The organism is Eudoraea chungangensis (genome assembly GCF_029360665.1).
GTDB classification, from domain to species: Bacteria; Bacteroidota; Bacteroidia; order Flavobacteriales; family Flavobacteriaceae; genus Eudoraea; species Eudoraea chungangensis.
The window spans coordinates 127473-141937 of sequence record NZ_JARDUB010000001.1 but is presented as its reverse complement, the minus strand read 5'-3'; the positions used below and the strand labels follow the sequence as shown (position 1 = coordinate 141937).

General features: G+C 38.0%; 9 protein-coding genes. All 9 read right to left on the bottom strand.

Translation table 11 applies throughout. The features are described from left to right. Positions 1 to 182 precede the first annotated feature (182 nt). A complete protein-coding gene (locus tag PXG98_RS00635) occupies positions 183 to 3308 on the bottom strand; it encodes a VPS10 domain-containing protein (protein ID WP_276388364.1) in 3126 nt (1041 codons plus the stop codon). Positions 3309 to 3362: 54 nt separating this feature from the next. Continuing rightward, positions 3363 to 3734 carry a VOC family protein gene (locus PXG98_RS00630; RefSeq protein WP_276388363.1) on the bottom strand — a complete coding sequence of 124 codons (372 nt, stop codon included), beginning with the start codon at positions 3732 to 3734 and terminating at the stop codon, positions 3363 to 3365. 127 nt (positions 3735 to 3861) lie between these two features. Continuing rightward, positions 3862 to 4653 carry an adenylate/guanylate cyclase domain-containing protein gene (locus tag PXG98_RS00625; protein WP_276388362.1) on the bottom strand — a complete coding sequence of 264 codons (792 nt, stop codon included), beginning with the start codon at positions 4651 to 4653 and terminating at the stop codon, positions 3862 to 3864. Continuing rightward, a complete protein-coding gene (locus PXG98_RS00620; RefSeq protein WP_276388361.1) occupies positions 4653 to 5726 on the bottom strand; it encodes a carboxymuconolactone decarboxylase family protein in 1074 nt (357 codons plus the stop codon). Before PXG98_RS00620 ends, PXG98_RS00625 begins: the two co-directional genes overlap by 1 nt. 530 nt (positions 5727 to 6256) lie before the next feature. Further along, on the bottom strand, positions 6257 to 6790 hold the full coding sequence (locus PXG98_RS00615) for an HdeD family acid-resistance protein (RefSeq protein WP_276388360.1): 534 nt from the start codon (positions 6788 to 6790) through the stop codon (positions 6257 to 6259). Between the two features lie 11 nt (positions 6791 to 6801). Next, entirely contained in the window at positions 6802 to 8121 is a 1320-nt protein-coding gene (locus PXG98_RS00610) for a DcaP family trimeric outer membrane transporter (protein ID WP_276388358.1), read from the bottom strand. A gap of 20 nt (positions 8122 to 8141) precedes the next feature. Further along, positions 8142 to 9728, bottom strand: coding sequence for an amidohydrolase family protein (locus PXG98_RS00605; protein WP_276388357.1), 1587 nt, complete (start codon positions 9726 to 9728; stop codon positions 8142 to 8144). A 35-nt stretch (positions 9729 to 9763) separates the two neighbouring features. Beyond that, positions 9764 to 11368, bottom strand: a complete 1605-nt coding sequence (locus tag PXG98_RS00600) for an amidohydrolase family protein (RefSeq protein WP_276388356.1) — start codon at positions 11366 to 11368, stop codon at positions 9764 to 9766. A gap of 381 nt (positions 11369 to 11749) precedes the next feature. Then, the gene (locus PXG98_RS00595; protein ID WP_276388355.1) at positions 11750 to 14401 is read right to left on the bottom strand and encodes a LuxR C-terminal-related transcriptional regulator; all 2652 of its coding nucleotides are present in this window, start codon (positions 14399 to 14401) and stop codon (positions 11750 to 11752) included. Positions 14402 to 14465: the final 64 nt, after the last annotated feature.

The following is a 14465-nucleotide window of genomic DNA, read 5'->3' as shown; positions in this document are numbered from 1 at the left end:
AATTCTATTGCTATTTGCCCTATATGGAATAAGTGCTTTATAGTATGGTGTCGTAAAGGCACATATATGAAACATCCAGTTATTAGGGAATGTCTTTATATATTTTCATGAGTGCCCAAATCGAAAACTTAAAATTTAATTTCTGTAATTAAGGTGTAAAGGTATACAAATTTTAGCCTTTGTTATTTTGACCCTTTTAAAGCAGTGGCACCTACTTTTTCAAGGACAGTATTAATTTTTGGTAAATCTTTAGTCAGAATAGCGTTCAAATCTTCCAGATGCCGCTTAAGTTCCAAAGAAAGTTCCTCGTAAACCTTATATGCCCCATCTGTAGGTTTGGCATCTCCACTTTCAACACTTCTTCTTAGTGAGGCGAGTCTGTTGTTAAGTTTTATTGGAAAATTCAGAGGATCTTGTCCGGATTGATTTTTAACTTGGTATAATTCTTTTTCTATTATTGCAGTTTTGTCTATAAATGGCATTATTGTTCTTTTATAATCTGCAGCAGACAACTTACTCTTTGAGTTTTCTAGATGTTTTCTCATTTGACGTATTTGAATAACCGCCTCATTGGCCGCACTGGTCTTTTGCATTATTTTGTTGGCCAGGTTAAACTGCTCCCGTAAATCCGCTTCTGAAACGCCTTTAAGATTGGGATCCATTTGGACGGTAAAATCATATGATTTCTCGTAACTTTTGGTCTTCATCTTTACTTTGTATGTGCCTAATGGTGCTTTTGGACCCCTTTGAGGACGAGCACTCCAGATAATCATACCTTCAAATTCTGTAGCTCCCGGATATCTTAAATCCCAGCTAAAGTTATTTAGGCCCTTGGCAATTGTTGGCTTGGTGGAACCTCCTTGCATCCACCAAGGAATATCAGGATCCGCTTCATATTTGGTCTTACTCCCGGTAAATGTGTTTATAAGGTTATCATTTGCATCAAAAATTTCAAAGGTAATACTGTCTATTTGTTCGTTAAGATAGTATTGTATGGAGGCATCTTCTAAGCCCCGATAAACATTGGAAGGTTTAAACAGAATTGCTGCCTCATCTTTCATTGTACTCTGGTATTGACGTATGGGAAGAATGTCGTCTAAAATCCAAAACCCTCTTCCATGAGAACCGATGACCACATCATTGTCTTTAACTACCAAATCCCGAACGGGGGTATCCGGAAGGTTTAATTGAATACTCTGCCACCAAACCCCATCATTAACTGAGAAATATACGCCGTGTTCTGTTGCCAGAAAAAGTAGACCCTCCCTTTTTGGATCTTCTCTAACTGCCCTGGCAAAATGTCCTTTCTCTAGCCCGTTAATTATCATTTGCCACGTTTTTCCATAATCATGTGTTTTAAAAACATAAGGTTCTCTGTCATCTACTTGGTATCGGTTAGCAGCTAGAAAAAGCGTGCCCGGACGGTGTTTTGATTCATCTATAATGCTTACCCGTGAAAACTTGGGTAAATCGGGAGGAGTAATGTCTTCCCAATGCTCACCGCCATCTCTTGTAATATGCACTTTCCCGTCATCAGATCCTGCCCAGATGGTATTGATATCATGATAGGAGGGGGCTAAGGCAAATACGGTAGCATATATTTCGGGCCCATTCATATCCATGGTAATGACACCGCCCGTTTTTCCCAAGGTCTCTCGATCGGCATACGTAAGATCCGGGCTAATTTTTTCCCATGTTTGGCCGTCATTAATGGTTTTCCAAACATGTTGGGAACAGGTGTACATAACTTTTGAATCTTGTGGAGCAAACATTATTGGGAAAGTCCATTGCCAACGTTCTGGAAGTGCATCGGCCGGTTCTCCTGAAAAGAAACGGGGATAAACTTGTATATCTCTTGTCTGACCATTGCTTCTATCATATCTGGTTAAAAGGGCTCCCTGACTTCCTGCATAGAAAATATCCAAATTTTTGGGATGCTGAGTGATCCAACCACTTTCTCCTCCGCCTACGGCGTAAAACCATCCGTGATTTGGACCTCTCGCCTGCATATGTTCCCACCCATCGCTAGGCATTGCTAGAGTGCTGTTATCTTGCTGGGCACCTGCTACATGATATGGGATGTCATTGGTGGTCATTACATGGTAGAACTGTGTAGTAATATAGTCTTGCTCCGTCCAGCTATCCCCACCGTTAATACTTACATTTCCTCCCCCGTCGTTAGAATTTATCATACGTTTAGGATTATTTGGATCTATCCATAAATCATGGTTGTCTCCATGAGGTACTTTAATGGTGGTATCAAAGGTCTTTCCTCCATCGGTCGACTTATAAAAGCCGGTATTTAGGCAGTAAACAGTTTCTTTGTCCCAGGGATCTGCATAAATTCTTGAATAATAAAAAGCACGCTGTCGTAACTTACGCTCTTCATTGGTACGTTCCCAAGTTGCCCCAGCGTCATCTGATCTAAAGACTCCCCCTTCATTGGCCTCTACTATGGCCCAGACTCTATTTGAATCCGCAGGAGAAACTGTTACCCCAATCTTACCAATTGGACCTTTTGGCATACCTGGATTTTCACTTAGGTCTGTCCATGTATCCCCGCCATCGGTCGATTTCCATAACTTACTATCGCCTCCACCGCCCCACATTTTCCATGCCTTACGATAGACCTGCCAGGTGCTGGCATATAATACCTTAGGATTATTACGGTCTATAATAAGGTCTACTGCACCGGCCTTAGGACTAACATATAAAACCTTTTCCCAACTATTACCTCCGTTGGTGGACCTGAATACTCCCCGTTCTTCATTTTCTCCATATGGATGCCCTAAGGCTGCCACATACACAATCTCCGGATTCGTTGGATGAATTCGGATTCTAGCTACTGCCTGGGTTTCTTTTAAGCCAAGATGTCTCCAGGTTTTTCCACCGTCTATAGTCTTATATACCCCATCGCCCTGTGTAATACTACCTCTCAGTTGCACCTCTCCCATTCCTATATATACCACATCTGGGTTGGTTTCGGCAACTGCAACGGCACCAACGGAGGAGCTAGTGAGCTGCCCGTCGGTAACAGGAAACCATTCATTACCTCCATCTGTTGTTTTCCATAATCCCCCTCCTGTGGCCCCAAAATAATATTCGTTAGGTCGCCCCGGGCTTCCACTGCTACCCAAAGACCTGCCTCCTCTATGAGGTCCAATATTTCGCCATTGAAGCCCTTCATAGAACAACTTAGGTATGGAAGAAGATTCTTTTGAACTAGTACTAGTTTTGTTCTGTGCAGAGGTATTCGTTATAAAAAATACAGCAGCGCATAGGAAAAGGTAATGGATGTTATTTCTCATTAGTCCGATTTGTTGGATAGTCTTGTTAAAAAGCTGTTTTTAAACTATAAAAAATTATATGTGTTGATCTATTAGTATCTGATTACCATCCGGATCTAAAACCATAAAACTGGCAGGACCAGTAGTAGATTCATCCGCTTCAGAAAGAAGGGGGATGTTATCTTTTTTTAAAGATTTTTGAATTTCTCTAACGTCGTCAAAAGTGGCTAACTCCTGAGCATTCTCATCCCATCCCGGATTAAATGTGAGGATGTTGTTTTCGAACATGCCATGGAACAAGCCAATAAGTGATTTATTATTTTTCATTATCAGGTAGTTCATCTCATGAGATCCTGCAAACAGCTTAAACCCTAAGGCTTCGTAGAAGGACTGCGACTTGCTTAAATCTTTCACTGATAAACTGACGGAAAAGGCTCCAAGTTTCATAAAAGTATTTATTTAAAGGTTAATTAATTTTTGTGCATCTATTTGGAATATAAACATCCCTTTAATAGTAATAAATATCTCAACTTAAAGAAATATACATTTTTAAATTAAAGGAATACGGCTAAATTTAGGTACCACTTTTATTAAGCAGTTTTTCAACTACATAGGTTACAATGGGCTCCGACTTTCCTTTCACTTTAACAGGAGGCATTTTTTTTAATACAAAACGATCATCTAATTCGGCTACAATAGTATCAGTTACTAGAATGTCTGTCTTATGCTCCCTTGTGAGCGTTTCAACTCGTGAGGCCACATTAATTGCGTCTCCAACCACACCAAATTTGCTTAACTCATAATTACCCATAACCCCAGCAAGAACTTGCCCTTTGTGAATCCCAATGCCAAAAGACAGTTCTGGCAAAGACTTGGATCGCAGTTCATTATTGTATTCCTGAAGTGCCTTTCGCATATCCAATGCCGCCATAACGGCATCCTGTACCTGCCAGGGGTTGTTGCTTAAAGCACCAAAAAGAGACATAATCCCGTCCCCGATAAGTTCTGTAACCTGTCCGTGATGGCGACTTAATACTTCACTCATGCAGCGTAAATAACCATTTAAAATACCCATCACTTCCACAGGATCTCTTTCTTCACACATCTTTGTAAATCCTTTCAAATCTGCAAATAATACAGTTACAGATCGAAGGGTTGGTTTAAATGTACTATCAGAATCTGTCAGATGTTCTATAACCTCTTCCGGTGTAAATCTACCAAAATGAATTTGAAGTCTTTCGAGCTTTTTATTTGTATGTCCCAAGAGTTTAATTAGCTGTTTATTCCTCTTTTTCTGCTTAAAAAACAGAATTAATACAAGAAGCAAAGCTATTAGCAATCCGGCGATGTAGTATACTAATTCCATTATCCGAGAAGCACAGCTAGTCTAACAGTTGAGTTAGCAAGAGATGCAACTCCTATAGCCTCTAGCATCATAGGTTCTCCGACTTCTTTTGCAAGTTTCCTAATCCTGGACTGCATAGGTGCATTTTGAAAGTGAATAGTCTCCCTTGTCCAGGCAAGTAATTTTTCCTCTTGCTCATTTAAATGGGGAGAGGACAGCGTGGCAAGCGCTTTATTAAACTCTTCCTCTGTAAAACCGCATTCCATTGCCATGGCAGCGGTTTCGGCCTGACAAAATTTACATTCCAGACTATGGGCTACAACCGCAAACATAAGTATTTTTAGCTTCCTAGACAGGGCTTCTGATTCTAGTGCTTCGCTGAGCGCTTCATTCATGGCATAGGCCGCCGGTAGCCCAATGAGTTTTTGGACAACTCCAGGAAATGATTCTGGTTTCCCCTTCAATGCCTTAGTTTCTGTCCAGCCAATACTTCTGAGTTTCCATCCAAACAAAGGTCTCAGTGCTTTCCCAAGGAGGCTATTCGGGAGATTCTCTAATTCTTCCATGGGAGGTACGGCTATAAAGGTTGACACCCTATTTACAAAGCAATGGTTAACAATTAGAAAAGCCATTTCCGCAATGGCTAATTCGGAATAGCCCAAGCGCAGTAGCTCGTCTCTATCTTTCTTTGGTGGCCGGGGATTAGATCTCGAAAGGTTTCTGCAGAAGCGTATAAAAGCCCTTTCCTTTTCTTCCAAATCAGCCATTTGAACATTCCGTTCTATATTATTAATCATTTTTTCAGAATATCCCCAAAGTCGCATCCAGGATCGGGCAACACCAAAGCAATACCTGCATGCATTTTCCTGCGCTGCGACAAGACCGCATATATCTGCCAATTTTCTTGGAAACTCTTTAGCCTCATAACGCGGCCATTTAAGGATGATTTTCCGTAGCCATGGGCTGGGAGAAGTGCGCATATGTACGTCTGCTACTCTGCCTATGTCGGCTTTTACTTCTGCCTCCCATTTCTTGTCATGCACAATGGAAATGGTTGGCTCACTCCATTCAATTTCATTTAATAGTTCTGTCATTTTTGGTACGATTGGTATCTAGACTCTATTTTTTGGTATAGACCATTGCCTTAAGTATGGCCGCTTAATTAAAAACTACTGGTAAAATTTGGGTATAACCCCAAGGTACTAAATAATTGGGGATTAATACATAGCGTTATTATTCTTTGAAGTTTTTGGAATCTGTTGAATGGCATCCCAATGCTCTACTATTTTGCCTCTATTCTCCAGATTGGAAAAAATCATCGGAAACATTGGGATTGTTTCTATTCAAGAATTGATTTCCTTCTAAAATGGCTAGCTTTCTTAATGGTCAGGTTTACCTATTGTTTATACGCTTCATAAAATTAGCGTGAAGGGAGTAGATGCTTATTTTAGGTGATAGAATATAGAAGAATCCTATTTTTCATTCCATTTTGAATCCTACTATTTCCTTTAAAGACTATTGTTTGTGCTTTCCCCACACTCCCTTGAATATCATTATTTAATTCATTATATCCCAGATGTTCAATTGACATTAAATATTAAATAAAAAGCTTTGCAACTTGGTCCTATTTCAAAGATTTCAATCCAAAAGCAACAGCTATATTGATTATACCTGCCAATAATAATCCAATGCCAATCCAAGAGGTAATGGCCATTGTACCAACCAGTAAATTATTGGTAAGTTTAAATCCTATTAAAATCATTAGCACCCCACCAACTAATCCTAACCACCAGTAGGCCAAGCCTTCTTTTTTATCTTGAAAGGCATTTACAAAATTCATAACACCTGCCACAATTAACCAAAAGCCCACTACAAAAGGCAGGGTTGCTGCCGTTACCGCAGGATTAGACAACAGAATAAAGGCTATAAAAACATCGATAAGACCTACCGTTAGCGTCCAACCCCAATTATCTTGAGTTTGTTTGGTTGCTATGGCCATAAATATTTGGGTAATGCCTACAAAAAGTAAACTAATACTTAAATACATGGCCACTCCAACTAAGGCTCCTACTGGATGCTTAAATACCATCACTGCTAATAGGATTAAAACAAGACCTCTTACTAAAGTTAACCACCAATACTTACTAACTGTTTTCATAATTTTTTAATTTAATTAAATTTAAATTTAACCATGGCCTGAACTCTTGATGCAGTACCTTCAATGCCATTTTTATTTTCTCTTACGCCCCACATATATTCTATCCCCGCAGAAATCATTCGAGTTGGAAAGTATATTAGATTGGCATGGACCGAACCTGCCTTTTGAATGGTATCGTCCGATTGTAAAGACGATAAGGTGGTTCCGCTCCAAGCCGTGGATATATTGGAATTAAACTTCTTACTCCAATAATGATTGTATCCTGCGAAGGCAAACCATGCTGGAGCTAGGGTTAAATCATTGTTTGTAAGTGTCCCAGAGGCTTTGCCGTCCCAAGAAAGTGAAATGATTTTGTGTGCTTGCCCTTCACCATATCCCGCACCCCAAACAAAGGCATCTTGGTATTCTGTAACCTTTAACACTATTCTACTCGTGGCGGTTATGGCATACCCTGTTTTATTGGAATTGGGAACGGTGGAAGGTCCTTTCCAGCTTAGTGGAAAAACATCTAATCCCAATTGAATACTAGACCCATTACTAGATTTCGCCTTTACCATTGCGGCTATATTTGGCCATAAGGGTCTTGCGGCCCCCTCTTGATCTAAAACGTTGTCTATTTGAGGCGCAAAGTCTTCTAAAGCCACTGCATACGAGAACTTATCGTTAATCTTATCTTGCCAACGAATTTGCGTAGTTCTCCCACCATATAGGGCATCGCCATTTGCAAAATCAATTGTTCCAGGCAAAGTGCTTAGGTCAGCCGACGTAGTCCAAGTACGCCCAACTAATAGCCTTCCAATTACCCCATAAGCATGACGCAATCTTGTACTTAACCTAAAAGCATCAGAATCAAAAAACCAATCTAGTTCCAAAAACACTTGCATCGGAAACTCTTTGCCATTGCCCCATTTTGCCTTGGATCTAAAATCAAAATTAATCCTGGTCTGCTTTGCATGAAAGGTAGAAATCCCACCTAATTCTCGCTCCGGAGAACCTTCAACGGCTATACTTCCCAATTCAAATTCGTATCGATCTGCCAAATAATCAAAGTCTCTTATAAAATCTGCTTTAACGTAACCACCAATACGCATGCGAATATCAGAGCCAAACAATGGCCATGAACTAGGAAAGGAGTCATCCAATAAATTTTCTCCCGTATGTACGGGGTTATTATCCGTTAAAGGGTTAATAGACCCACGTACTCCTGCAGGAATAGTGTCTGTAGTTACTTCACTTTTATCTTGATTTTGCGATAGTACTGGAGCTGAGAAAAAAAGAGCGCCTACTAAGTACATCAAAACAAAGTCAGTTCGATTCATTATTAAATTCATAATAATTTCTAGTCTGGTTTTTAATCTTTTGATGAATTCCTAATGGCTTGTCCTGGAGCAGCATCTAATAATAGTTCGCCATTTTCAATAACTGGAGTCCCCATTACTAAGACAGTAGACATTCCTTCCGAGGCAAGGTAAGGTTTAATATAATTTGCATTTACTTTAATAGCATTAAGATCAAAAACTAGAACATCTGCATCCATGCCCACTTGAAGCCTACCCTTTTTCTTCATTTGGGGAACAGCGTCTTCCATGTTTTGCGCTGGCATAAGGCTCATTTTCTTGATGGCAGTTGATAAAGACATTAACTCTCTATCCCTCACATAATCTTGCAATATTTTAGTATACGTGGCACTAGATCTAGGGTGGTTAACAAGGTTGTTTGGCAATGGCCATTCATCTCCCTCATAAGGTACAATTTTACCATCTACACTGGCATACCATGGAATAGCATCAGATTCAATTAAGACGTCTGGATGTAAAATAGAGGCATCCATTAACGCAAGTTCATCTGGTTTTGCAGGATCTAGGAAGTGCCACACTATAAAGGTGCCAGGCTCATTAGCCTGCAAGTCGTCAAATTGTTCTTTCGTTAGGCGGTTTGGTCCCAATTGAAAAGCCGTCTCATCGGTTTCCATGTCTTCCTTCCAGGTTGGACCTGTGAACATAGCGGCTTTGATAACTGTACTTGCAGCACCCCATGGATAAGCACCAGCAGTAACAGAAATACCGTTGGCTTTGGCATTTTCAAAAAGTTCTAAGGTATTTTCAATATCCTTTTGCGAACTACTGTTGATGTGGCAAATATGCATATCCACACCTGTGGCAGCGGCATTGGCAATTAATTCTTGAAAGGCTTCAAAGGCATTGTTGCGCTCAGGGCCTTTCATAAAGCGCACATGTGTAAAAGTACCCACATTGTATTTTTTGGCGAGTTTGGAAACCTTGTAATATTCCAAATGTCCATTGCCAGGAGCATAACCTGCATTAACGCCAATCCCTATGGCACCTTGCTTTAAGCCTTCCTCAACTTCATTCAGAATTTTTTCTAGTTGCTCAGGAGAAGCTAATTCTTTCTTCCAATTATCTACCCCTTGAGCATTTTGAAAATAGTCGGCCGTAGCTTCTGGTTCTTTTTCGGTAAAAGTAGCAATGCGCCCAAAGGTCCATGCGGCTGCGGCTCCATAGTGAATGGGTAGATTTTTAGTTGCTTGTCCTTCATAAAAATCATTGATGGGTAGTATTCCTGACTCTAATTCTAAAGCGGTGGTTACTCCCTGCATGGCTTGCATTCTGTATGCACTAATGTTCAATCCATGCATGTGCAAATCAATAAAGCCTGGAGAAACTATTTTACCGGTTGCGTCAATGGTTTTCTTTCCCTTGATGTCTTTCTCGGTAATAATCCCTATAGAACCATCTTTGACACCTACATTTCTAATAGCATCAAGATTAGTTTCTGGGTCAATGACTCTTCCGTTTAAAATAACCACATCAAAGTCAGTTTTTACAGGTAGACTTTTTGATATAGTGCTTTGAGCGAATGAATAATTAATTGTAAAAATTAAAAGTAAATAGACAACTGTTATATTTTTTCTTTTCATAATATGTATTTTGTGTTAATTTTTTTTAAAACGACTTATTCTTTTATTGGATTTCTAATCGGTTGTCCTGCATGCACATTTTCTAAGACTTTAGAATCCTTTACTGCAATGGTTCCATTAACCAACACATAAGGAATACCCGTGGAAGGCAAGCCTGCCTTTACCATTGTGGCATTATCTTTAACAGTAGCGGGATCAAAAATAGTTATATCGGCATCCTTACCAATTTGTAGGCGTCCTTTCCTGGCCATGGCAGGCACCCCGTTTTCTTCTAGATATTTGGCTTGCATGATAGTCATTTTTTCTATTGCCAACATTAGGGGCATAAGCTGATTCTCCCTTACTAATCGAAGTACTTTTGCATGTGATCCTGCACCACGAGGATGCCCCTGAACCCCATCAAATGGTATATTAAAGTCTACAGCCATTTCTCCGGTGGCGCTTATAGTAAGAGGCATGCCATCACTACCAATAATGGTGGTAGGATCGGCCATAGCAGACATAAGGCCGTCTTCTGAAATCCCTCCAAAAATTACGGAAGCTGCGGGATTTGTTTTCACCAATTCCTCATAACGCTCTTTGGTTAAAGGCTTCATTGTTGCTACTTCTATAATATCTTCATAGCTACGTCCCATATTTGGGCCATAATTTTCTGGAACTAAATAATCTGCCCCTACAATAGTTGCACCTTGGTAATACGGATAGATTTCTGCAATGATTTTTGTCCCTGATGCTCTTGCATCTTCAATCATTTTTAATGCCTCTGGTGTTTGATTAAGTGCCTGTTGGTGCAAGTGATGAATATAAATCCCGCCTCCATAAATACCAGCAGGTCCTAATAATTCTTGAAAGCCAAATATCCCTGAAGTTGGTGGTTTTTGACTCGAGAAACGCCCGTGAAGAAACGTGGATAACTTGTATTTTCCAGCTAAACGTTGCATATCAATCATTTCGTCTGTTGTTGCCCCTGTAGACATGTAACCTACGGGCACACCAATGCCCAATGCACCGCGATTTATTCCTTCTTCGACATTTTGAGCTATAACCTCTATTTGCTCTGGAGAAGCTTGAAAAGTGGTAATCCCTAACGTGGCCAATGAATGTTCATTCACATTGAAAAGGTCTGTTACCAAATTTCCCGAAGTCGAATTGTAATCTGGATTTGATACTTTTTCACGAATTCCGCCCAACCCAATTGTTGCACCATAGTTTGTATAGGATTTACCCTCAAGTCTTTTGTAGTAAGCATCCAAGGGATAAGCACCTACTTCTAATTCTAATGGAGTAGTCACCCCATCTCTTAAATGCAAACGCTGTCCAAATGGAATATTGGAGGCATGCGTATGAAAATCAATAAAACCAGGAGACACCACATGCCCTGAAGCATCTATACTTTCCTTACCAGAAATTTCTTTTTCCGTTATTAGCCCTATTTTACCGTCTTTAATCCCAACATTTCTAATGCCATCAAAATTGGTTTCAGGGTCCATAACCCTACCGTTTAATATTACCACATCAAATTCCGTGTCGGCAGAAAGGGAAACATCTTTAGACTGATTTTCTTCTTTTTTTGTTTCTAAATTACACCCTGTTATAATAATAAATCCTAAAAGAAGGCAGAAGGCTTGAATTCTTTTCATTTTTTTAAGTTTTGAATTATATTTTATTTGTGTTGCTATTACTAGATTAGTTTTTATAGCATCTTAATATTCCCAGTGAAGTATCTTCAATTAATTTTGATTAAGATGTTTTTTATATTGTCTCATCTATAGTTCAAAAAGAAATTGAAAAATATTGCGAATTATAGTTTGAAATAGACTTATCTGGGGGAGAATTTTAATCAATATTTTGACTGGACCGTCAGCTCCAAATCAAAACAGAAGTCTTTTACAAAATCAATGCTATGAAATTTACAATTTTTTATAAAAGTCATTAAAAGCTTGGTGGTATACAATAGCACTAAAGTTGTATTTTTTGAAATTTACCCTTCATTTTTGAAGCTTGAGATCTAGCTTTCCTGATTAGTCTTTTATTAGCTTTAGTTTTTTCGCCTCAATGACTGCCCCAATTCTATTCTTAACTTTGAGTTTTTGATATACCTTCGAAAGATGTTTTTTTACTGTTTCCTCGGAAATAAAAAGCTTTTTTCCTATTTCATTATTTGTAGAACCTTGAGCTATTAATCCAATAATCTCCAATTCTCGTTTAGAAATAGGCTTATCAATTAATAGTTTCTTTCCCTGCATATTGTCCTTATGAAGTATGGTTTTTTTATTCCATCGACCTTCCCAATACATGTGCGATACTTTATCTACAATGGTATTTTTGTTGGATGCCTCATTTAAAAGTTCAAAGCATGGCTCTATTAGGAGACCCAAGTCCAAATACAGTCTTATATTAATCCCGTTTTTATTTAAAATAATTGAATTGCTCAGAGAAGCTATGGATTCTTGTTTTGCATTAGTTTTTTCGAAGTAAACTGCCTCAAGGGCTAGGCATTGGATAAGCAATAAATTATTATTACGCTTTTTAGCAACCACACATAATTCTCTTAAGCATTCTCCTGCTTGTTCAATGTCTTCCGGAAGTGTTGAGTGAAGCATTATTTTTATGTTGGTCAATTGCGGAAAAAATGAAAAAAATATAATTGGAAATGGAGCTAAATCGCTATTTCGATAGAATCTTTTAGCTGCTAAAACATCATTGTTAAGTAGTGCTATTTCACTTTTAACAAATTTAAGAAACTGGGTATGTTTTGCATCTTTTGAATTTACCACCAAGTTGTCAAATTGTACAAGGCAAGCCTTAAATTCCTCATTTTTATGCAAATGCAGCAAGGTTTTCAAATAAATAAAATAGATGTTAAAATTCCAAAATGGTCTTCCATAGTATTTAGAGTTAATCAATGGTTCCAAAGCCTGTATTGCCTTTTCTAGTTGATTCGTTTGATAATAAGCCATGCCAAGAAAATAGCTCGCAATAGTCCAGCTCATCAAGAGTCCTTGCTTCTTGCTAATACGTAAGAAGGCCAATGCGTTTTTTATGCAAGATTCTAAATCTGACTCCATGGCTAGAATATTGGATTTTGCAGATAATAGCCTTATTCGACCTAATTCATTATAAGTTGTTATTTTTTCTAGTTTTTTATCTAAAAATTCTGAACTATGGTCTGCATTTTTTAGGGAGAAGATAGCAATAGCATGTGTGCCAACAGCATAATCTTTTATATATCCGTGAGTGTCGAAAAGTTTTTGTAACGCTTTGGATGAAAATTCATAAGATTTATTAACCTTACCTTCCATATAATATTTAAAGGAAATTAGACTATAATAGTCTCCAATTTTGGTATAATCATTCTCCTTATCCATTAATACTTTGGCTAAAGCCAAATCGTTTTCCAGATCAACGTAATTTCTTCTACAATCTGCCAATAAAGCTCTTGCTAAGAGTAGTTCTACATTGGCTTCAATAATAACATTGGGAAATAAGGATAAAATGTAGGCAAGTCTATTAAATTCTTCTTTATTTATGATGTCTGCCTTATGTTGACAATATATGTCAATTGCTATTTCTGTGTTATTTACAGACAAAGCATATTCTATTGCCTCTTCAACTCTATTAGTGCGACTTAATTTATAAGAGACGATTCGGATAAAATTTTCCAGATCCTTATCCGCTATGGTATTGTAATGTTGTCTTTGGAGGTAGTCCTGAAATAGATGATGAAATCTGAACCATTCATTAGTATTATCGATGTTAATCAAAAACAAACTGTCGTCTAGTAAATGATTCAAAAAATTCTTTCTTTTGAAAAAGTTCTTAACTTCAATAGTGTCTAACTGAATACAAGAATTAATTAATTCGGCAGTAAATTGGTTGAGGAATGAAGATAATACTAGGTATTTTTGAATATATGGATCTTGCCTTTGAAAAATATCCCTAAGAAAGAAATCAAAATATTTTACTGAATTATTGTTTAGATTCTTTATGACTTCAGTAATGCTATGTTGGTTTAAGATTTGATTGCACGCAACACGCAAAGCAATAATCCAGCCTTCAGTTAGATTTATCAATTGCCCTAAGTCCCCATCACTAATCTCATTTAAATTTAGTTTTTGGACTAAGTATTTGAGTTCTAACAGGTCGAACTTTAAGTTTGCCATGGAAAGCTCTTTTACCTTAAAGTTTATTTTTAGTTTGGTCAGATTAATTGGAGGTTGATTTCTGCTTATAAGAATTATTTTGATATTCTCATTGGAATAATTAATAACCCCATGAACAATCTTATGGATTATGGGGTTATTAATCACTTGGTAGTTATCGAAGACAATAAATAATTCTTCCTTTATTTTATTTAAGTCATCAATTAATGTTTCCACTATTATATAAGGAGCCTGTTCATTGACATTCCGAAGTAGTTCAAAAGTTTTGGGTCTATCGTTTGGAATAAGTCTTTCTAGTTGTTTTAGAACAGCTTGTAGAAATAAGTTTGTATCACTATTTCTTTTGTTTAGATCTAACCAAAAGTATTTAGATTTTTCATGGTTTAGCCATGACTTTATTACAATACTTTTACCATAGCCGCCTGGAGCTATTGCTGTTATGACCTTAAAATCATTGTTAACTTTTAGAGAGTCAAAAATTCTATGCCTTGGAATAATGTCTTGTGCCATCAGAATATTTACGAGGAGTTTTTAAGGATGTTAAGCTATTAAAGTTAAGAAGGTCTTCTTTCGT

What these genes read in the sequence shown, in the direction of transcription:
- PXG98_RS00635 (WP_276388364.1), bottom strand. Translation starts at nt 3,308, where the DNA reads ATGAGAAATAACATCCATTACCTTTTCCTATGCGCTGCTGTATTTTTT.
- PXG98_RS00630 (WP_276388363.1), bottom strand. Translation starts at nt 3,734, where the DNA reads ATGAAACTTGGAGCCTTTTCCGTCAGTTTATCAGTGAAAGATTTAAGC.
- PXG98_RS00625 (WP_276388362.1), bottom strand. Translation starts at nt 4,653, where the DNA reads ATGGAATTAGTATACTACATCGCCGGATTGCTAATAGCTTTGCTTCTT.
- PXG98_RS00620 (WP_276388361.1), bottom strand. Translation starts at nt 5,726, where the DNA reads ATGACAGAACTATTAAATGAAATTGAATGGAGTGAGCCAACCATTTCC.
- PXG98_RS00615 (WP_276388360.1), bottom strand. Translation starts at nt 6,790, where the DNA reads ATGAAAACAGTTAGTAAGTATTGGTGGTTAACTTTAGTAAGAGGTCTT.
- PXG98_RS00610 (WP_276388358.1), bottom strand. Translation starts at nt 8,121, where the DNA reads ATGAATTTAATAATGAATCGAACTGACTTTGTTTTGATGTACTTAGTA.
- PXG98_RS00605 (WP_276388357.1), bottom strand. Translation starts at nt 9,728, where the DNA reads ATGAAAAGAAAAAATATAACAGTTGTCTATTTACTTTTAATTTTTACA.
- PXG98_RS00600 (WP_276388356.1), bottom strand. Translation starts at nt 11,368, where the DNA reads ATGAAAAGAATTCAAGCCTTCTGCCTTCTTTTAGGATTTATTATTATA.
- PXG98_RS00595 (WP_276388355.1), bottom strand. Translation starts at nt 14,401, where the DNA reads ATGGCACAAGACATTATTCCAAGGCATAGAATTTTTGACTCTCTAAAA.